Below are 19,440 nucleotides of genomic sequence, written 5' to 3'. Positions count from 1 at the left end.
TTCTGACAACGAGCCCGAACATGGCTCGTTGGAAATCCCGGCCCGAACTCTCCCATTACATCTTGACGTGCGGTAGTCGGCTCTGGAGAGGAAGCACCTCTATGCAGGTTGTCGATCAGGCATCCCTTTCAAGCATGTTCAATCCTCAGACCGTGGCCGTGGTCGGCGCCTCCGAGAACGTTGGCTACGGGGGATACGGGGGCCGGGTCGTCCGGAACCTGGTGCGCGCCGGGTTCACCGGCCACATCGTTCCGGTCAGTCCGAAGTACGAGGAAGTTCAGGGGCTGAAGGCCTACCGCGACATCAGGGACGTGCCGCTGCCGGTCGACCTGGCGGTGCTCGTCGTCCGGGCCGAGATCATTCCCGACATCATGCGAGCATGCGGTGAGAAAGGCGTTCCCGCCTGTTGTATCGTCTCGGCCGGCTTTGCCGAGCGAGGCGACGAAGGTGCCGCCCTGCAGCGGGAGATCCTGGCGATAGCCGGCGAGTACGGAATCCGCTTCTCCGGGCCGAACTGCCTCGGCATCGCGAACGTGACCGAGCGGGTGTTCGCGTCCGCCAGTTCGCTGGCCTGGGACTTGTCCGGACTACGGCCCGGCAACGTTTCCATCGTGTCGCAGAGCGGCGCGATGGCCTTCAACTCCGTTCTCGCCCGGGCCCACGAGCACCACGTCGGGATCGGAAAGATCGCCACCGTCGGGAACCAGGCCGATCTGACCATAGTGGACTTTCTGGAATACCTGATCGACCACGACGATCAAACGCGCGTGGTCAGCGTGCTGCTCGAGGGTTTGCTGCCCGGCGACGGTAGGCGATTCCTGGAGGCCGCCCAGCGGGGTGCCGACTCCGGCAAGTCGGTGCTCGCGCTGAAGATCGGCCGGACCAGCCAGGGAGCGGCCGCGGCCGCCAGCCATACCGGGTCGCTGACCGGTGACGACGCCATCTACGACGACTGCTTCGAGGCGGCCGGCGTGGTCCGCGTCAACGACCTCGACGAGCTGTGGCAAACGGGCAGCCTGATCGCCTCGACCGGCGGCATGAGCGGGCACGGCGGCATCGGCGTGCTCAGCAACTCCGGCGGGTTGAACTCCCTTTTCGCCGACCTCTGCGGCGTCGAGGAGCTCACCCTGGCGTCCATCGACCAGACGACTGTCGACACCCTGCAGGAGATCCTGCAGGGCTTCGGCAGCGCCGCGAACCCCGCGGACATCACCGGTCACATCAAGCGCGACACCTTACGCGACATGATCGCCGCGTACGACCGCGACGAGAACGTGAACCTCACGGTCATCGGGATCACCCCGTCGGCTTCCGGGCCGTACGCGGTCGGGATCGCCCGCAACATCGTCGCCGCCCAGCAGACGACGAAGACGCCCATCGTGGTTCTCTGGGCATCGTCAAGAGATCTGGAAACGGCTGGCAAGGCCACTGCCGACGACTCCGGCATGCAGATCCTCCTGGACGCCGGCATCCCGGTCTTCGAAGAACCGAGGAAGTGCGCACGAGCTCTACGGCAGTTGTATCGGCGCCGCATCCGGGAAGCCGATCCGGCCGCGTTCCCGCGAATGATCACCGGGCCACCGCAGGCCGAGTCCGCCGCCGGAACCAGCGCTCTGCTGCGGCCGGACAACCTGCTGGAGAGCATTGGCGCCGAGCGGATTCCGGTCGCACGCAGCATGGTCGCCGAGAACTGGGAGGCGACCGTGGCGGCCGCCGAGCAGCTCGGCTTCCCGATCGTCGTCAAGATCCACTCGCCGGGCGTCGCGCACAAGACCGAGCTGGGCGGAGTCCGTGTCGGGATCGCGGATCGTGCGGAACTTCGGCAGGCATACGAGGATCTGACCGATCTTCTCGACCGGCGCGGGGAACCACCCCGGCTGCTGGTGCAGGAGTTCGTCGCCGGCGAGGTCGAGGTCATTCTCGGTGGTGTGCGGGATCCCATCTTCGGTCCGGTGGTCATGTTGGGATCCGGCGGAATCCTGGTGGAACTCCTGCGCGACCGAGTGTTCCGGCCAGCACCCGTGGACACGGGCACCGCGCACGCGATGATCCGCGGGCTGAACGGGGCACCGCTGCTGGAGGGCCATCGAGGCCGGCCGCGATGCGACGTGGACGCGCTGGCCGACACCATCGTCCGGTTCAGTGAGATCTTCGCGGGAGAGCCCGAGTCGCTGGCCGAACTGGAGATCAACCCGCTGCTGGTGGGCGAGGAAGGATCGGGGGTCAGGGCGGTCGACGCCCTTGCCGTCGGTAGCGACGAACGGGTCCGGGAACCTGCCGAGGTGGGCCGGCCATGACAGCGAACGCGACGAGCGCGGAAGCCTTGGTCGGCGTCGACATCGGCGGCACGTTCACCGACATCGTCCTGGTTCGCCCGGACGGCCAGGTGGACGTGGTCAAGGTGCGGTCCACAACGGACGACTACTCGGTGGCGATTCGGGACGGGATCGGCGAGCTGCTGGCACGGCTGGACCTGCCGCCCGAGACGATCAGCCAGCTGAACCACGGGACGACGGTCGCCACGAACGCGGTGCTCGAGGGCAAGGGCGCCAGGACCGCACTGCTCACCACCGAGGGTTTCCGGGACGTCCTGGAGATCGGTCGCATCCAAGCCGCCAGGCTCTACGACCTGCAGTACGACAAGCCGCCCCCGCTGGTGCAACGTCAGTGGCGCCTCGAGGTGCGGGAGCGCGTGGACGGCCAGGGCGACGTGCTGGTCGAACTGGACGAGCAGCACGCGACGGAGCTGCTCGACAAGCTGTCCGAGGCCGGCATCGAGGCGCTGGCGGTGTGCCTGATCAACTCCTATGTCAACCCGGTGCACGAACTGGCGCTCGGCCGGCTCATCGAGCAGCACCACGGTGAGTTCGACGTCACCCTGTCGCATCAGCTGCTCCAGGAAATCGGTGAGTACGAACGAACCAGCACGGCCGTGGTGAACAGCTACGTGATGCCGATCGTGGGGAACTACCTGCTGAACCTGGACGCGAACCTGCGCGGGTTGGGGTTCGCCGGCACATTCTCGGTCATGGGCTCAGGCGGCGGGCTGATGGAGGTCGGCCCGGCCCGGCAGAAGCCCGCCCTGATGATCGAGTCCGGGCCGGCAGCCGGGGTGATCGCGGCGAAGGCGCTGGCCGACTCGGTCGGCTACGGCGATCTCATCACCTTCGACATGGGTGGCACGACGGCGAAGGCGAGCACGATCGAGAACGGCGCGATCAGCTACAGCCCGCAGCTCGAAGTCGGCGGGGACATGTCGTTCGGCAACGAGTTGCTTGGTGCGGGCGGGTATCCGGTCCGGTCGAACGTCATCAAGCTCACGGAGGTGGGCGCCGGCGGCGGCTCGTGCGTCTGGTTCGACGAGGCCGGCGGCATGCACGTGGGACCGGAGAGTGCCGGTTCGGTGCCCGGCCCGATCTGCTACGCCCGCGGCGGCGAGGAGGTGACGGTCACCGACGCCAACGTGGTCCTCGGCTACGTGAACGAGCGCAGCATCGCGGGTGGAACTGTCGACATCGACGCCGGACTGGCCCGCCGCGCGATGGAGGAGAAGGTCGCCGCCCGCCTCCGGGAGCCGATCGAGTCGGCCGCGCACGGCGTCTACCTCATCGCGGCCGCGAACATGATCCGCGCCATCAAGGCGGTATCGGTCGAGCGCGGCCGCAACCCGCGCAACTTCGATCTCCTCGCGTTCGGCGGGAACGGGCCACTGTTCGGTGCCGAGATCGCCTCCGCGATGGGCATGCGTCGGGTGATCGTCCCGCAGTGGGCGGGCGTGTTCAGCGTGGTCGGTCTGCTGGGCGCCGATGCCACCCATCACCACGCGCTGAGCATTCGCGAGCCGTTGAGCGAGCTGCCCAGCTCATCGCTGCGGTCCATCATCGCGGCGGCTCGCGCGAATGTCCGGGAGTTCCTCCAGCAGCACGAGAAGCAGGCGATAGCCACCGACATCACGCTGAGCCTGCGTTATGTCGGACAACGGTTCGAACTGGAGATTCCGATACACGCCGAAGACGACGCGCTGGAGGCCATCACCACCGACGGCATCGTCGCCGCATTCCATGCCGAGCACGAGCGAACCTACGGTCACCACGCACTTGACAGCGAAGTCGAGCTGGCCGGCGTGCGGGTGGTCACCGTCCAGCGGCGCGGACTTCCGTTCGACGCGATGCGCCGCAAGCTGTCGGCGTCGGCCGGAGCCGCTCCGGCCGACGAGGAGATCCGCAAGGCGTACTTCGGCCGGGAAATCGGCTACCTGCAGACCACGGTCCTGCTCGACCGGTCGCTCCTCGATCCGGACGGCACCCGTGGCCCGTGCGTCGTGGAGGAACTGGATTCCACGACGCTGATTCCACCGGACTGGACGGCTCGCCTCGATGCCGCGGGCAACATCATCATGGCGCGAGTTGGAGGCGACGACCAGTGACCAAGACCGATCCGGTGACACTGGAACTGCTGAACAACGCGCTGTCGGCAGTGATGGACGAAATGATGATCACGACCCGGCGCACCGGGTACTCGGGGTCTATCAAGTATCTGATGGACTTCTCCGCGGCCCTCTGCGATCGGGACGGCCGGATGATCGCCCAAGGCGTTGCCATGCCGCACCACCTGGGCGCGATGCCCGGTGCGATCGAAGCCGTGCGGGCGAAGTTCGGCGACACGCTCGAACCCGGCGACATCGTGATCACCAATGATCCGTGGGAAGGCAGCACCCACCTTCCCGACATCTACCTGGTCAAGCCGATCTTCTGGGAAGACGAGCTGGTCGCGTATGCCTGCCACTGCTCACACCACATCGACGTGGGCGGCCGGGTGCCGGGATCGATGGCCGCGGACAGCAAGAGCATTCACGAGGAGGGCCTGCGAATCCCGCCACTGAAGCTGTACGAGCGCGGAGTGGAGGCTGAGGCGCTCACGTCGATCATCCGCAAGAACGTCCGGCTGCCGCAAATGCTGATGGGCGACCTTCGGGCCCAGATCGTCGCCTGCGGGATCGGCGAGCGGGAGGTCCGGGCGATGTTCGACAAGTACGGGCGGGAAATGATCGACCTGTACTGGAACGAGCTCATCGACTACGGCGAACGGCTGTGCCGAGGCGCGATCCAGAGCATCGCGGACGGGACGTACTCGTTCACCGACTACGTAGACGACGACGGGGTGACCGGCGAGCCACTCAAGATCCAGGTTGAGCTGACCGTCTCCGGCGACGACCTGAAGATCGACTTCGCCGGCAGCTCGGCGCAGACTCCGGGCGCCATCAACTCCGTCATGGCGTGGACTCTGTCCGCCGTGTACACGGTCCTGCGCAGCATCCTGCCGCGCCACGCTCCCAACAACGACGGGGCGTTTCGGCCGGTGACCGTGGTGGCGCCGGAAGGTTCGTTCGTGAACGCGACGTACCCGGCCGCCTGCGCCGCCCGAGGTGTCACCGGGCACCGACTCGACGACGCCCTGTTCGGGGCGTTCGCGGTCGCGCTTCCCGAGAAGATCCCCGCGGCCAGCGAGGGGGGAAACTGCTCCAGCCGCATCTCCGGGAGCCAGCCGGACGGGAAACGGTTCATCCTGCAGGAAGTCGTGTGCGGCAGCCGGGGCGGCCGGCCGAACAAGGACGGGGTCGAGGGCCTGGTGAACCCCGGCCAGAACCTGTCCAACCAGCCGGTCGAAGTCGTGGAGGCCGAGTTCCCGGTTCGGATCAACAAGTACGGATTCGTGCCCGACTCCGGCGGTGCCGGGAGGTACCGGGGTGGCCTCGCGCTGATGCGTGAGTGGGAGCTGTTGGTCGACGACGTGATATTCCAGCAGCGCTCCGACCGCTTCCTGCACGCGCCATGGGGGGTCCTGGGCGGCAAGGACGGCACGCTTTCGAAGAACGTCAAGAACTCCGGCTCCGCGGACGAGGAGCGACTGCCGGCGAAGTTCGTACTGAACATGAACAAGCACGACCGCGTCCTCTACGTCACGCCCGGCTCCGGCGGTTATGGCGACCCGTTCCTGCGCGAGCCCGAGGCCGTGGCCCTCGATGTGCGGAACGAGAAGATCTCGGTCGACTACGCCCGGCGGGAGTACGGCGTCGTCGTGGACCCCGCGACGCTCGAGCTGAACACCGAGGCGACCGAGGCCCTCAGGAGCGCTCATGAGTGAGTTCAACCTCGAATGGCGTGCGGTCGACAAGTCGTTCACAAAGGACGACGCAGAGGTCGAAGTGCTCCGGAACGTCAACTTACAGGTGCAGGAGGGCGAGTTCGTCAGCTTGCTGGGTCCCTCCGGGTGTGGGAAGAGCACGCTGCTGAACCTGGCGGCCGGACTGATCAGCCCGGAGGGCGGATCTGTTCACTACCGCGGCACGCCGATTACCGCGATCAACACACAGGTCGCCTATCTCACCCAGAAGGACACCCTCCTACCGTGGCGTACCGTCTGGGAGAACACCGAGCTCCCGCTGCAGATCCAGCGGGTTCCGAAGGTCGAACGCGCCGCGCGGATCCGGGAGCAGATCGATCGCGTCGGGCTGACCGGCTTCGAGAAGCACTACCCGCGGGAGCTGTCCGGCGGTATGCGCAAGCGAGCCGCGCTCATCCGTACCCTGATCTACGACCCGACGACGCTGCTCATGGACGAGCCGTTCGGCGCCCTCGATGCGCAGCTCAAAGCCGTTATGCAGCAGGAGTTGCTGCGCATCTGGTCGGGCTCGGGCAAGACCGTCGTCTTCGTGACGCACGACCTCCGCGAGGCGATCGCGCTCTCGGACCGGGTGGTCGTCATCTCCGGTCGGCCGGGCACCGTGAAGCTCGAAATGGACGTGCCCATCCCGCGGCCCCGCAACGTCGTCGAACTGGGACTCGAGTCGGGGGAGCCGCAGCGGCTCGCGCACGAGCTGTGGGAGGCACTCCGCGCGGATCTGGAGGATACCGAGCGGGGAGCGTTGCGATGACCCCGGCGATGAGCCCGGCGACCGTCCCGGCTCCGGACCGGCCGCGAGTACGGGGTGGGTAGATGTACACGCTGGAAGCGCCTGCCGGCGTCGTCAAGCCGGTGAACCGAACGCGCCGTCGCCGCCTGCACCAGCGCCGTCCAGTGGTGTGGGCGGCACGGATCGTCGTGCTGGTGCTGTTCCTCGTCGGCTGGGACTTCGTCCGGCGCGAGGTCGTCGCCGAGTTCTTCGTCGGCAATCCGTGGCGGGTGTACGACATTCTCGTCGACTGGGTCGGATCGGGCTTCATCTTCGGCCATATCCGGTACACGCTGTCGGCCACCGTGCTGGGCTTCCTCATCGGGACCGCCGTGGCGGTTCCGCTCGCCATCCTGCTCGGCACGAACCGTCATCTGTATCGCGTCTTCGACCCGTTCCTGAACGCCGGGTACTCGGTCCCCAAGATCGCGATAGCGCCGCTGCTGATCATCTGGTTCGGGCTCGGCCTGACGCCGAAGGTCGTGCTCGCGGCCGCGATCGCGTTCTTCCTCGTCTTCCACACCAGCGTCGCCGGAGTCAGGGAGGTGGAGAAGGATCTCACCGACCAGGTGTACCTCTTCGGCGGTACACGGTGGACGGTCATCCGGCGGGTCATCCTGCCGACGATGAGCCTGCAGATCCTGAACGGTCTCCGGCTGTCGTTTCCCTATGCGTTGCACGGGGCGATCATCGGTGAGCTGATCGCGTCCCACAACGGGCTGGGATATCTGCTCGCCTCGGCCCGGGGCACCTACAACATGAGCGCCATGATCGCCGCGCTCGTCGTCATCATGATCGTCGCCCTGGCGATCGTGGCACTGATCGACTTGCTTCAGCGGTGGGTGCCGTCCACGCGCTGAGACACGTCAGTCGCCTCGCGCGCCTCGGGTACCCGGACATCTAGGAGGACGTTATGAACTGGAAGAAGCCGGTCGGCGCGGGGGCCGCCGTCGCGCTTGCCATGTTGTCGGGTGGTTGCGGTGACGCGGAACCCGGTCAGGAGCTGGAAACGATCCGGGTCCTGGACGCCGGCGTGGGGATCATCTACTTCGCCACCCATCTCGCCCAGGAACGCGGGTACTTCGAGGACGAGGGCGTGAAGGTCGAGTTGCTCGGCGGGACGGCGGGCGGGCAGGACGTGACGGCCGCGCTGGTCAGCGGCGACGCCGACGTCATCCAGGCCACGCTGGGCAACGTGATCGCGACCCGCGAGCAGGGCCTGGACCTTCGCGCGATCGCGCCGATCATGGAGATCAACGCCGTCTCGCTGGTGGTCCGCAACGACGTCATAGCGAAGCTGGGCCTCGACGACGGCGCCTCTCCCGAGGAGAGGATGGCGGCGCTGGCCGAACATGGCGCGAAGGTGGGCATCAGCTCGGCCGGTTCCGGCACGGACACCTTCATGCGGGGGCTGTGCAAGGAGTACGGCGTCGACTGCGACTCCCAGCTCGAACTGGTCGCCCTCGGTGGAATGGGCGAGAACCAGGCCGCCTTCCAGCAGGGGCAGATCGACGCGGTGGCCAGAAGCCACCCCGACGTCGACATCCTGGCGTCGACCTCGGACGGTTCGGTCTTCATCGGCGCCGACGAGCTGGCCACGGATGGTGGGTATCTCCACTCGGCCCTGATCGCGCGCGACGCCCTGATCGAGGGGAGTCGGGACAAGCTGGTCGCGTTCCTGCGGGCCATCGCGAAGGCGATGATCTACGCGCAGGAGTTCCCGGACGAGACCGAGAAGTTCGTTCACCAGTATGTGGATCCGGATCTGGACGTGGAGGTCTTCGGCGCGGCCTGGGAGACCCTCAAGGCCGGGCTTCCGGCGGACGTCGTCATCGACAAGGAAGCCGTGGACAGCTACTACACGCTGGAGCGGGAGATCGCGGGGAACGAGCCGGCGGTCGGGCCCGACGAGGTCTACACGAACGACCTGGCCACCGAAGCCCAGGAAGCCGTCGCGGATTTCAAGCCGTAGCGTCGACCGGTTCGCGACGAGCGAAGGCGTTGTCTCGTCAGGGTCTTCGCTCGTCGCACCGAGACCGCCAAGGGGACTGTGCAATGTCGAATCCAAGCCGATGGCGGATCAACCTCGAGCGACTCGGCGTGCTCGCCACGATACTGATCGTCTGGTCGCTCCTGTCCGGACCGGTGCTTCCGACCAACATGGTCAGCAGCCCCGGCGAGGTTTGGTCCGTTCTCATCGGCTGGATCAGCGAACCCCTGGAACTGCTGCCGCATGTTGGCGTCACGTTCTTCGAGGCATCGGTCGGCTACCTGATCGGGGGAGCGCTGGGAATCGCGATCGGCGCCTTGTTCGGCATTTTCCCGTTCCTGGCCAAAACGCTCGATCCGGCGGTCACCGCGGTCTACGCACTACCGAAGATCACGCTCGCGCCGATGTTCGTGCTGATGTTCGGTGTCGGCCTTGTCTCGAAGATCGCCCTGGTCGCGATCATCGTCTTCTTCTTCATCTTCTACAACACGCTGAACGGCGTCCGGGCCGTGGACGTCGACATCCGCGAGGCGGTGCAGGTCATCGGCGCTTCGCGCGGGCAGCTGCTGCGCCACGTCATCTTGCCGTCGACGTGGGAGTGGATCCTGGACGGACTCAAGATCTCGGTGCCCAGCGCGTTCATCGGCGCGGTGGGCGGTGAGATGATCGTGTCGCAACAGGGACTCGGGTTCCTGGTCCGCGACGCCGCACGGACGCTGGACGTCGCCGAAGTCCTGGCCGCGATCGTGATCATCGTACTGCTGTCGACCATCGTCAACGCGATCGTCACGTGGGGCCGGGCAAGGGCCGGTGCGTGGCGATCGGATGCCAGCGTCATCTGAGGTTGATGTCCGAACCGGACCGGCCGCTCAACGCGGCTCGGCCGCGCGGCGCAGGTCGGCGCGGTGATCCGGGTGCGCGACGGCGATCATCTCCCGGCGTCGCTGCTGCCAGGTTCGGCCTGCCAGCCGGGCCATGCCGTGCTCGGTCACCACGTGGGTCACCAGCTGGCTCGGCAGCTGCACGTCCGTGAGGGACGCGACGATGCGACTCCCGCCCCGCCCGTCCATCGACTCGACCGCGACGATCGAGCCGCCGGCGTAGCTGCCGGCGACCGAGAAGTCCAGCAAGCCGCCGATCCCGCGGCGGTCAGCGTCCCGCCCGGCCACCCCGACCTGGCCAGAAAAGTCCACTCTGGACGCCGCGTTGACGGCGACGAACCGGGGCAGCGCGGCGAGATGCGCGGGGTTGTGCGCGTGGTACGAGTCGACCGCGAGGACGTCGTCGTTGTCGTGCAGCCACCGGTAGAACTCCGCGGAGCCCATCGCGGTCGCGGTGACCACGCTCGCGGCGCCGGCACAGTCGAGTGGCCGGTCGACCACCCCCTCCCGCACGAGCGACCTGGTCCAGTCGCTGATGAGTCCGGAGTGGACAGACAGACGGCGGCCTCGCTCGATCAGCGCGGGCGCCAGGCCGGCCAGCGAACGGCCGATGCCCAGCTCGACCGCGGCGCCGTCCGGGATCAGGTCGGCGACGTACTCGCCGATGGCCTTGGCCGCGGGGCCGACCGGGGCCGGCGCCAACTCGGGCAGGGCGTGCTCGGACCGGTGCTCCAGCTCGCAGGCGGACCTCGGCAGCAGCGGTCGTGCCCGCAGCTCGGGCAGGCACCGGTTGTACTCCACCGCACGGAACCTGGCCACCTCGAACGCCGCCGGGACGACGTCCACGCACAGTCCCGGTGCGACCTCGTCGCCGGCCTCGATGCCCGAGAACAGCACCCCGTCGATGCGCAGCGCGCCACTGGTGATGTCGCGGGCGAGCTGCATCATCGACGACGGCAGGGCGCGCACCTCCGGTTCGTGGCCGCCGGCGGGGGACAGGACCCGGTGCCCGGCCGCGGCCGCCTGCCGTACCAGACCGGACGATCCGGTGGTCACCTGGATCAGCTCGAGGTTCCTACGTCTGTGCGCGGTCTCGCCGACCAACTCGGCCAGCAGGTCGCGTGGTTCGGCCGGCCCGGTGGCGATCAGCAGCCGGTCGCCGTCGCGGACCAGCTCGGTCAGCCCACCCGCCATGCTCAGCCGCCCACCAACGCGGGCCGCCACTTCAGCGCCCGGCGCTGCGTCATGCCCAGCACCGCGTTCAGCGCCACCGCCACGATCATCAGGATCACCAGCGATGCGAACACGCCGTTGGTGTCGAACTGCCCGGCGGAGTAGGAGATCAGCCAGCCGAGGCCGCGGTTGGCGGCGACGATCTCGCCGACCACCGCACCGACCAGCGAGTACGGCAGCGCCATCCGCAGGCCCACGTAGATGCTCGGCAGCGCCGACGGCACGATCACCTTCCACACCAGATGCCGCTGGTTGGCGCCGAGCACCCGCACCACATCCTGCAACTCCTGGTCGACGTCGCGCACCCCGTGTGCGGTGTTGTAGAAGACCAGGAAGAACACGATCACGCCACCCAGCACCATCTTCATCTCGATGTCGATGCCGAACCACACCACGAACAGCGGCGCCAACGCCAACCGGGGAAGCGCGTTGAGCGCGGACACGATCGGGTCGAGTATCTTCGCCAGCGGGACGTAGCGGCCGAGCAGGTAGCCCACGATGATCCCGGCCGACGCACCGGCGAGGAAGCCGAGCGCCGCCTCCTGCAACGTGATGAGCAGGTGGCTGAATATGTAGCCGGTGGACACCCACTCCCACAGCCGCGCGCCGATCGCGGTCGGGCTGCCCACGAAGAACGGATCGATCCACCGGCCGGAGGCGAACTGCCAGCTCGCCAGCACCGCGGCGATCACCAGCATCCGGACGGCCAGGAGCCGCCAGCCGGCCAACCCGACCGTCGGCGGCGGCGGGAGGTCGGCCGGGTCCGAATCCGGACCGGTGAGCTCCAGCCCGCGGCGTGGATCCACGCTGGTGCTCATGTTCACATCTCCTCGCCCTTCCGGATGTCACCGGAAATCACGTTCCAGAGAATGTCGTGCAGCTCCCCGAAACGCGGCGTGTACCGAACCTTGTGTACGTCCCGGGGTCGGGGAATGTCGATCTCCTGTACCAGATGGACAGTGCTCGGCCTGGCCGCGAGGACCACGACCCGGTCGGCCATCGTGATGGCCTCGTCGAGGTCGTGCGTGACGTAGAGAACCGTGCGCCGCTGCTGCTCCAGAATGCGCAGCAGCTCCTCCTCCATGACCAGCGTGAGCTGCGCGTCCAGTGCGCCGAACGGCTCGTCCATGAGCAGGGTCTGCGGCTCGTAGACCAGTGTTCTGGCCAACCCGACGCGCTTGCGCATCCCGCCGGACAGCTCGTGCGGAAAGTGGTTCTCGAATCCGGTCAGTCCGACCAGATCGATCTGCTCCGCGGCCCGCTCCATCCGTTCCCGCTTCGGCAACCCGCGGATCTCCAGCGGCAGCTGGATGTTGTCGATCGCGGACCGCCACGGGAGCAGGGTGTCCTTCTGCGTGACGTAGCCGACCCCGGAGGTGACCGCCGACCCGGACACCGGGACGCCGCGATGTTCCAACTCGCCACCCGTGCGATCCATGATTCCGGCGGCCAGGTTCAGCAGCGTCGACTTCCCACAGCCGCTCGGCCCGATGACCGCGACGAACTCACCGTCCTGGACGTCGAAGGTCGCGTTCCGGATCGCCTCCACCCACTGCCCGTCTTTCCAGAAATGCTTTCGCACGTTCTGGAATGCCAGCGCGGCGGACCGCGCACCGTTGTGCCGTTCGGCGATCGATTCACTGGCCGGCATCATCGAGCTCATCCCGTGGAGTCCAGGGCGGCGATCGCGTCTTCGGCGATGGACGGGTCGGCGACGTCTTCGAAGGTCCAGTCGACAGGCCCGGTATCGCTGTACTTCTCCTGGAAGTCCAGGGCAATCCGGATGCTTTCCTCGGTCGGCGTCGGGTCGTCCGGGAAGCCCGGGTTGACCACGTCCCAGGCCGCGTCGTACACGTCGGGTTCCAGCTTCGGGAACGTCTTGCGTCCCTGCTCCTTCGCCTCGTCCGTGTCGCTCTTCACCAGCCGCAGGTAGCCGGCGATGCCCTTGACGAAGGTGACGATCTTCGCCCGGGTCTCGTCGTTCTCCAGGTCCGTGTTGCGCGCGGAGAAGGTGATGTAGATCATCCCGTTGATCGACTCCACGTCCCCGCGCGGCGGGCTGATCAGGACCTCGCCGATGCCTTCCTTCTCCACGATCTGGCCGGTAGGTGGGGAGAGCGCCACGATGTCGACACTCCCACCGCGCAGCGCGCCGACGATCTCTTCGCCACCGCCGAGCGCGACGATCGACGCGTCGGTGTCCGGGTTGAGCCCCTGGTCGATCATCAGCGCGCGGACCAGCTGGTCCGTGGTGCTGCCCGAGGACGTGATGCCGATCTTCCTGCCCTTCATCCCCTGAACCCGTTGGGCCAGCGGCAGATCCCGGGTCAGGCCGCCCTGCGCCAGCTTCTTGCTCACCACGATCTCGGTGCCGATGTTGACCGCGAGGGTGGCGACCACCTTGGTCTGCTTGGACTTCACCGCGGAGTTGACCGCCTCCGGCCCGCCGGAGCCGCCGAGCAGCACGTCACCGCTGATCAGCGCCTGCAGAGCCGCGGCCCCGCCACCGCTGTCGAACACGTCCACCTTCATCCCGTCCGCGGCGTAGCCGCCCTGCTCGGCGGGTGCCAGGGCCGGCATCATGCTCAGCACCCGGGCGCCGATGGCCACCCGGATCGTGTCGCCTTCCTGACCGCCCCCGGCGGAACCCCGGTCGGCACAGGACGCGAGCAGCACGGCCGCGGTGCAGGCGAGGCTGGTCAACCGCACCGTGCGGCCGAGTCGCCGGCTCGATGGCCGGGAAGGAGTGCTCCGTAAGGCAGTCGAGAACATCAGGTGACCTCCGTGAACGTGGCGTTCTACAAGGAGAACAACCTATGCTATATAGAACGACACGGTAGACTCGCGCAACAGGAGTGTCAATGATCGGTTCCGACCCGCGAAGAATTGCTGTCGCCCGAGACGAACTCGACCACGCCGCGTGAATAACCCCATGGCACCGCTACCTGTGATTGCGGCCCCGGTGCACCGGTCACCACGACAATGATGTCGTTTGGACTGGTGACGATCGGAATGCGGTCGGCGGCCCAGAACCAGCTCGGCCAGCTCGGCGATATGCCGCTGGCCAGCACGTCCACCCGTGGCGACCGTGCCGTGTCGTAGAGGAAGTACCGGACGTCGTCCACGGTCCAGCCATCGGACGCGACGATTTTCGCGTGTTCCGGATTGAGGAATACGATTGTTTGCGCGGACGGGTTGTAGCAATTGTTCAGGCCAACCCGGTGAAGTGCGTGCGCGACCGTGGACACGACACCGCGCGCATTAGTGTTGATATTGTCCAGCACGTTGTGCGGGCCCTCGCATTTCAGCACGAGAACCGCGGTGTCGGACGGTGCGCCGAGCTGCTCGTGGTAGCCCGGCCACGGGCTGTCCGCGAGGTTCTCGACCACGCAGTAGCTGAACTCGGCCGGGCTGCCCTGCAGGCTCAGGTCCCCGGCTCCGGGCCGGACCCCGAGCAGGAGGTTGTAGGACAGCGCGACCGCGCGCCCGAGCGCGACGTTCGCCCAGTTGCCCGGACCCATCCCGCCGAACCCGCTCACCAGGCCCGCCCGCTCCGCCTCCGGACCGCTGACCAGGACGAGGGTCCCGCTCGGGTGGGTGGTGATGGCCGCCTGGAACAACCGGAACTCGTCCTCGGCCATGGCCCGGTACGCGGCGAGCACCAGCCTGCCGAGCACCGGCGTGCACCCGGCCATCACCGCGACCACCGCGATGTCCTCGACCGTGACCGGCGCTCCGCGTGGGATCAGCGCCGGCCAGATCTCCGCGTCGGCCGGCTCACCCATCGCCGCCACCATCGCGGCGACCCGCTCCGGAGTGGGCGGGGTGAACAGCAGGCCGTCGCCGAACCCGCTTTCCCGCAGCCGCACGGTGAAGGCCGCGACGGCGTCGTCGACCGGCAGCTCCAGGTGTCGGCTCGGCACCGAACGCCGGCCGGACCCCGTGCCGGTCGGCGACTCCGCGCTGGCGAGCAGGCCGCGCAGTACCGCGTCGGCGGCGCCGTCCAGCAGTTCGGCCCGGACCGCGTCGACCGGGGCGGTCCGGTCGGAGCGCAGCTCGACCAGGGGCATCCCGGGCAGCAGCCGGTCGACCGTGGCTCGTGCGGTGGTGTATCCGATGCCGTGGCAGACCGCGACGGTGGCCACCCCGCGCGCCTCCAGTTCGGTTGCCAGCACGACCGTCGGCATGGAGATCCCGGTGTCGCACATGGCCAGCACCGCGGCCGCCACGCCGCTGCCGGAGATCTTCTCGGCCAGCACGCGGAGGTCTTCGAGGGTGTGGTCGAGCAGGTGGGCGGTGTCCGACTCGACCACCGCGTGCCCGTCGTCCACCAGAACCCGCCGCAGCACCTCGAAGACCGCGGCGTACCCGCCAAAGGACGGATCCAGTTTCCCGTTGTCCAGCAACAGAACCCGCTGCCGGTCGAGCGAGGACGGCCGGGCGGCGACCGACGCCCGCGACACGGCCATGGACGACCGGGGGTCGATGACGGTCAGCGTGCGGTCACTCATCGCGGTATCCCTCCGATGCGGCGGCGAGAGGAGGCACCAGTGAGGTCCATTTCGGACAGATGCGCGCCGGTGTCCAACGGGAACCGGCTCAGGACCGCAGCGCGGCGAGGTTGGCCACCGGAGCGCCGGACGCGTCGAGCACCGGCCTGGTGACCGCCGTGGTCGAGCCGAAGCTGGGCAGGTACACGCTGTGGATGCCCGTGCCGCCGACCACCAGGACCTGGTGCTGCTCCGGGCGATCGACCACCGGATAGCGGTCCTGGTCGACCCATTTCGGTCGCCGTGAGCGCAGGTAGGTCCGGAACCCCTCGGGCAGTCGGGTCATGTCGATCCGGGCGTGCTCGAACAGGAAGTGCTGGATGTCGGAAACCGACCAGCCGCTCCGGCCGACGATCGCGGCGTGCTCCGGGCACATGACCAGCAGCGCCTCACCGCCGTGCGTCATGTTGTTCGTGCCGGTGGCCGCCACGCCGGCGGACAGCGTCAGCATCAGGTCGGCCGCGTCGTCGCTCACGATGTCGACCATGCTGTGGAAGCCGTGCACGCCGAACACCGACACCGTCGAGGTGGACCGGTCGAACCCGCGCTGCACCGGGAACGGATCCCACGGGGTGGCCGCCTCGTTCTCGGCGGCACAGAAGCTGTACTTGCCGGGGAACCCGTGCGTCGAGCGGTCCACCTGCGGCACGACCGTCCCGCCGCCCAGGATGATCATGACCAGGCGTAGCGCTCGGCCGATCGTGGCGTTGGCGACATTGCCGTGCCCGAACGCGCCGTCCGCGCCGTTGATGCCGATCTCGTCGGCCAGCGGGCCGCTGACGATCAGCAGCGGCGTCACCGGGCTGGTGGTCGCCTGCAGTCCGTACAGGTTGAACTCGGGCTGCACCACCGCCCCGACCGCGGCGCACAGGATGGGAAAGTACTCCGGCGCGCATCCGGCCATCACGGCGATGATCGCCAGCTTCTCCACGGTGGCGTCCCCGTAGTAGGGCGCAACGGTTCCGTACGAGAAGGACGGGTCCCGGTCGCAGTAGGTCAGCATCGCCGCCACCCGGTCCTCGGTGGGCGGAACCAGCGGCAGGCCGTCCTGCCAGGTCTTGCTCAGCGCGAGCGCCTGGAAGTCGTCGAAGTCGCGGACCTCGAGGCGCTCGGCGGTCAGGGTGGCGGTCATCCGGCACGCACCAGGGACGTCGTGATGGCCTCCAGCAGTCCCTCCGCCTCCGAGCGCAGGTTGTCGTCCGGCCGGGTGGCCATCGGGTGCTCTACGGCGAAGATCGGCGCCCCGGCCAGACCGAGCGCGTCCGCCTCGATCCGGGTCTTCTGCAGGAACGGCTGGGAGACGAGGGTGACCGTCGGGCGGCCCTGGGCCTCGACGTCCAGCGCGTCGCGCAGGCTCCACGACGAACAGGAGCCGCAGTCGCCGACTCCGGAGATCACGATGTCCGCCTCCTTGGCGGCCTCGGATACGTACTGGCTCGGGCCGGACGGGTGTGGTTTGCACCAGTACCTGACCTCCGCGGCGCCGCGGCCGCGCAGCAGTTCGCCGAGGTGCTTGAGGATCACCGAGGCGCCGGGCTTGTTGTTGTCCAGCAGGCCAACGGTCAAGCCGCCGAGGTCGGCGGGTCGGGGGGCGCTGGTGCGGTTGTCCTCGGGGCGGGACGGTGCCGGGCTGAGCACCATGAGCGGGCTCTGCGGGTACCTGGTAGTCGGCTGCATTGCCACCCTCCATACCAAAGGGATGATCTACAGAGAAAACGATAGTTCAGTGAGCGAACGACGTCTAGGTCTTTCGCATGACTAATTATCAGGATCTTGAAATTGCGGCTCGGTCTGGAAATGGCATGACGTGCCGACCGATCTGAATCGATCAGATCCATTCGATCAGCGGTCGGAATACCCCGCCAGACCCTGAACGCGGTACGAGATCTGATCGGCCAATGCCCGCAACGCGGTCCCGACCTCAACGATCTGATCATCGGGAAAGTGCTCTGCGTAGCCGAATATGCACAAAAGGAAGTTCACCTGGCCGTCGGTGCCCCGGACCGGGGCGGCGACCGCGTTGACTCCCTCGTTCTGCTCGCCGACCGAGCGGCCGTACCCGTCCTCGCGGGCCTCGTCGGCGCCGCGCAGCAACGCGTCCAGCTGGGCCTTGGTGCGCAGCCCGAAGTCGGCCGGGGCGAGCGCGCTGCCGTGGATGTCCTCGAAGGCGAGGAAGGCCCGGCCCATCGCCGGCGCGTTCACCGGGTAGACATGGCCGATCGGCGCGCTGAGTATGTCCTCGCCCCGCGGCAGGTAGCGGTCGGTCACCACGAAGCCCCGGTAGCCCGGCAGCGGCTGCGCGATCAGGCAGGTGATGCCGAACTTCTCCACCAGCGGGCGGACCATCTGCTTCACGTCGTCGCGGTGGTTGAAGTTGCGCCGGCTGGCCGTGCCCAGCTCGACCAGTTTCGGGCCCAACCGGTACACCGGGAACCGGGAATCCCGGACGACGACTCCGGTGGCTGCCATCGACTGCAGAATGTTGTAACACGTGCTCTTGTTGATATCGAGCGCGTTGGCTATTTCGGTGACCCCTGCTTCCGGCGAGATCGTGGCGAGATACTCCAGAATCTGAAATGCGCGGTCGACCGCCGGAGTGGGCGAGCCCGTCGCTCGGCTCGTTGACGTCCGGGGCATTGCCTCTACCTCTCATGGCAGGTTGTGGGCCGCTTCTCGAAACTCTACCCGGCCCTCGTTGGTCGACGGCCCCGCCTACTTCTCTGTCAGTGCACAGCATCGAGCGGTGAACTCGGTGGTCGTGGCGGCGCCGCCCAGATCGCGGGTGAGTGCCACGCCCTCGGCGATCGTGTCGTACACCCCCTGCCGCACCCGCTCGGCGATGTCGTGCTGACCGACGTGGTCGAGCAGCATCGCCCCGGACAGGATCAAGCCGACCGGGTTCGCCGTGTCGGTCCCCGCGTACCGGGGCGCACTGCCGTGACCGGCCTCGAACACCGCGCCGCCCGGGCCGAAGTTGCCACCCGGCATCACCCCCACGGTGCCGGCGAGCCCGGCGACCACGCCGCACAGGATGCCGCCGTAGACGTTCGGGGTGAGCACGATCCGGTAGGGCGACGGGTCCTGGAGCAGGTGCACGCAGACCGGGTCGATGGCCTCCTCCACCACCCGCAGTGCCGGGTACCGCTCGGCGACCGACAGCGCGGAGGTGAGGAAGAGCCCGTCGGTGGTCCGCTGGGCCGGGGCCAGGTGTGCGACGTGCACGGTGTCGCTGCCATGGCTGATCGCCCACTCGAACGCGAAGTGGGCCAGCCGCTCGGAGGCCGCGCGGGTGATCACCTTCAACGCGATCCCGGCCTCGCCCGCGTCCGTCTCCTGTTGGGCCCCACGGGTCAGGTCCTCGGTGACGTCCCGGACGATGGTCACGTCCAGGCCCGGGTAGCGGGCGTGTCCCCGGTGCGGGTAGTAGCGCACGCCGCGGACGTTGACGTACGCGCGCACGATGTCCCGCATCCCGCCGTTCGGGCTGGGATAGCCGGACATGGGTACGGTCATCGGCCCCTTCAGCGCGAGCCCGGTGTCCCGAATCGTCTCCGCCGTCCGCTCCGGCAGCGCGCTTCCGGTGTCCCGGAAGGCATCCTCGCCGGCCGGCACGGGGATCCAGTCGATCTCCGCGCCGGCCGCGGCCAGCACGCTCACCGCCGAGTCGACGATGCTCGGTCCGATCCCGTCGCCGCGAACCAGCGCGGCGGAAGCCTTGCCGCTCATGGCGTCCCCTCGCAGGCTCGGTGACGCCGCTCGCGGTCGCCCTGTGTCGATGATTCGCTCGCAAGCTCGCTCATGGCGTCCCCTGGCAGGCTCGGTGACGCCGCTCGC

The 19,440-nt window shown here is 68.0% G+C and carries 16 protein-coding genes; 7 read left to right on the top strand and 9 right to left on the bottom strand.

Going from position 1 to position 19,440, the window contains the following annotated elements; translation table 11 throughout:
- The first annotated feature begins 134 nt into the window (after positions 1–134).
- The 7 genes from ACRDTB_RS14400 (at position 135) to ACRDTB_RS14370 (ending at position 9,784) form a co-directional block, all read left to right on the top strand.
- Entirely contained in the window at positions 135–2,297 is a 2,163-nt protein-coding gene (locus ACRDTB_RS14400; protein WP_431430730.1) for an acetate--CoA ligase family protein, read from the top strand.
- Positions 2,294–4,426 carry a hydantoinase/oxoprolinase family protein gene (locus tag ACRDTB_RS14395; protein WP_431430729.1) on the top strand — a complete coding sequence of 711 codons (2,133 nt, stop codon included), beginning with the start codon at positions 2,294–2,296 and terminating at the stop codon, positions 4,424–4,426. Before ACRDTB_RS14400 ends, ACRDTB_RS14395 begins: the two co-directional genes overlap by 4 nt.
- Positions 4,423–6,144, top strand: coding sequence for a hydantoinase B/oxoprolinase family protein (locus ACRDTB_RS14390; RefSeq protein ID WP_431430727.1), 1,722 nt, complete (start codon positions 4,423–4,425; stop codon positions 6,142–6,144). The genes ACRDTB_RS14395 and ACRDTB_RS14390 overlap by 4 nt, the downstream gene beginning before the upstream one ends.
- The gene (locus ACRDTB_RS14385; protein WP_431430726.1) at positions 6,137–6,934 is read left to right on the top strand and encodes an ABC transporter ATP-binding protein; all 798 of its coding nucleotides are present in this window, start codon (positions 6,137–6,139) and stop codon (positions 6,932–6,934) included. Before ACRDTB_RS14390 ends, ACRDTB_RS14385 begins: the two co-directional genes overlap by 8 nt.
- 62 nt (positions 6,935–6,996) lie before the next feature.
- The gene (locus ACRDTB_RS14380; protein ID WP_431430725.1) at positions 6,997–7,812 is read left to right on the top strand and encodes an ABC transporter permease; all 816 of its coding nucleotides are present in this window, start codon (positions 6,997–6,999) and stop codon (positions 7,810–7,812) included.
- 53 nt (positions 7,813–7,865) lie between these two features.
- Positions 7,866–8,924: an ABC transporter substrate-binding protein gene (locus ACRDTB_RS14375; RefSeq protein ID WP_431430723.1), complete on the top strand. Its 1,059-nt coding sequence runs from the start codon at positions 7,866–7,868 to the stop codon at positions 8,922–8,924.
- Positions 8,925–9,007: 83 nt separating this feature from the next.
- Positions 9,008–9,784, top strand: coding sequence for an ABC transporter permease (locus ACRDTB_RS14370; RefSeq protein WP_431430722.1), 777 nt, complete (start codon positions 9,008–9,010; stop codon positions 9,782–9,784).
- Between the two features lie 27 nt (positions 9,785–9,811).
- Here ACRDTB_RS14370 and ACRDTB_RS14365 read toward each other — a convergent pair whose 3' ends face one another.
- The 9 genes from ACRDTB_RS14365 to ACRDTB_RS14325 all read right to left on the bottom strand — a co-directional run bounded on the left by ACRDTB_RS14365 (position 9,812) and on the right by ACRDTB_RS14325 (position 19,332).
- Complete coding sequence (locus ACRDTB_RS14365) at positions 9,812–11,017, bottom strand: acetyl-CoA hydrolase/transferase C-terminal domain-containing protein (RefSeq protein WP_431430720.1); 1,206 nt, start codon at positions 11,015–11,017, stop codon at positions 9,812–9,814.
- 2 nt (positions 11,018–11,019) lie between these two features.
- Positions 11,020–11,874, bottom strand: a complete 855-nt coding sequence (locus ACRDTB_RS14360) for an ABC transporter permease (RefSeq protein WP_431430719.1) — start codon at positions 11,872–11,874, stop codon at positions 11,020–11,022.
- Between the two features lie 2 nt (positions 11,875–11,876).
- Positions 11,877–12,719 (bottom strand): ABC transporter ATP-binding protein, encoded by an 843-nt coding sequence (locus tag ACRDTB_RS14355; protein ID WP_431430718.1) that lies wholly within the window; start codon positions 12,717–12,719, stop codon positions 11,877–11,879.
- On the bottom strand, positions 12,716–13,759 hold the full coding sequence (locus tag ACRDTB_RS14350; protein ID WP_431430717.1) for an ABC transporter substrate-binding protein: 1,044 nt from the start codon (positions 13,757–13,759) through the stop codon (positions 12,716–12,718). Before ACRDTB_RS14350 ends, ACRDTB_RS14355 begins: the two co-directional genes overlap by 4 nt.
- Positions 13,760–13,914: 155 nt before the next feature.
- Positions 13,915–15,567, bottom strand: a complete 1,653-nt coding sequence (locus tag ACRDTB_RS14345; protein WP_431430716.1) for a UGSC family (seleno)protein — start codon at positions 15,565–15,567, stop codon at positions 13,915–13,917.
- Positions 15,568–15,655: 88 nt separating this feature from the next.
- Complete coding sequence (locus ACRDTB_RS14340) at positions 15,656–16,738, bottom strand: hypothetical protein (protein WP_431430715.1); 1,083 nt, start codon at positions 16,736–16,738, stop codon at positions 15,656–15,658.
- Positions 16,735–17,283, bottom strand: coding sequence for a UGSC family (seleno)protein (locus ACRDTB_RS14335; protein ID WP_431430714.1), 549 nt, complete (start codon positions 17,281–17,283; stop codon positions 16,735–16,737). The genes ACRDTB_RS14340 and ACRDTB_RS14335 overlap by 4 nt, the downstream gene beginning before the upstream one ends.
- A 165-nt stretch (positions 17,284–17,448) precedes the next feature.
- Positions 17,449–18,243 carry an IclR family transcriptional regulator gene (locus ACRDTB_RS14330; protein WP_431430713.1) on the bottom strand — a complete coding sequence of 265 codons (795 nt, stop codon included), beginning with the start codon at positions 18,241–18,243 and terminating at the stop codon, positions 17,449–17,451.
- A gap of 75 nt (positions 18,244–18,318) precedes the next feature.
- Positions 18,319–19,332, bottom strand: a complete 1,014-nt coding sequence (locus ACRDTB_RS14325) for an isocitrate/isopropylmalate family dehydrogenase (RefSeq protein WP_431430712.1) — start codon at positions 19,330–19,332, stop codon at positions 18,319–18,321.
- Positions 19,333–19,440: the final 108 nt, after the last annotated feature.

The organism is Actinophytocola sp. (assembly GCF_050699935.1).
GTDB lineage: Bacteria > Actinomycetota > Actinomycetes > Mycobacteriales > Pseudonocardiaceae > Actinophytocola.
This window is presented reverse-complemented; position numbering and strand designations above follow the sequence as displayed.

Bases quoted from the DNA above. Each gene is read 5' to 3' on its own strand.
- ACRDTB_RS14400 (WP_431430730.1), top strand. From the start codon at position 135: ATGTTCAATCCTCAGACCGTGGCCGTGGTCGGCGCCTCCGAGAACGTT.
- ACRDTB_RS14395 (WP_431430729.1), top strand. From the start codon at position 2,294: ATGACAGCGAACGCGACGAGCGCGGAAGCCTTGGTCGGCGTCGACATC.
- ACRDTB_RS14385 (WP_431430726.1), top strand. From the start codon at position 6,137: ATGAGTGAGTTCAACCTCGAATGGCGTGCGGTCGACAAGTCGTTCACA.
- ACRDTB_RS14380 (WP_431430725.1), top strand. From the start codon at position 6,997: ATGTACACGCTGGAAGCGCCTGCCGGCGTCGTCAAGCCGGTGAACCGA.
- ACRDTB_RS14375 (WP_431430723.1), top strand. From the start codon at position 7,866: ATGAACTGGAAGAAGCCGGTCGGCGCGGGGGCCGCCGTCGCGCTTGCC.
- ACRDTB_RS14370 (WP_431430722.1), top strand. From the start codon at position 9,008: ATGTCGAATCCAAGCCGATGGCGGATCAACCTCGAGCGACTCGGCGTG.
- ACRDTB_RS14365 (WP_431430720.1), bottom strand. From the start codon at position 11,017: ATGGCGGGTGGGCTGACCGAGCTGGTCCGCGACGGCGACCGGCTGCTG.
- ACRDTB_RS14360 (WP_431430719.1), bottom strand. From the start codon at position 11,874: ATGAGCACCAGCGTGGATCCACGCCGCGGGCTGGAGCTCACCGGTCCG.
- ACRDTB_RS14355 (WP_431430718.1), bottom strand. From the start codon at position 12,719: ATGAGCTCGATGATGCCGGCCAGTGAATCGATCGCCGAACGGCACAAC.
- ACRDTB_RS14345 (WP_431430716.1), bottom strand. From the start codon at position 15,567: ATGAGTGACCGCACGCTGACCGTCATCGACCCCCGGTCGTCCATGGCC.
- ACRDTB_RS14340 (WP_431430715.1), bottom strand. From the start codon at position 16,738: ATGACCGCCACCCTGACCGCCGAGCGCCTCGAGGTCCGCGACTTCGAC.
- ACRDTB_RS14335 (WP_431430714.1), bottom strand. From the start codon at position 17,283: ATGCAGCCGACTACCAGGTACCCGCAGAGCCCGCTCATGGTGCTCAGC.
- ACRDTB_RS14330 (WP_431430713.1), bottom strand. From the start codon at position 18,243: ATGCCCCGGACGTCAACGAGCCGAGCGACGGGCTCGCCCACTCCGGCG.
- ACRDTB_RS14325 (WP_431430712.1), bottom strand. From the start codon at position 19,332: ATGAGCGGCAAGGCTTCCGCCGCGCTGGTTCGCGGCGACGGGATCGGA.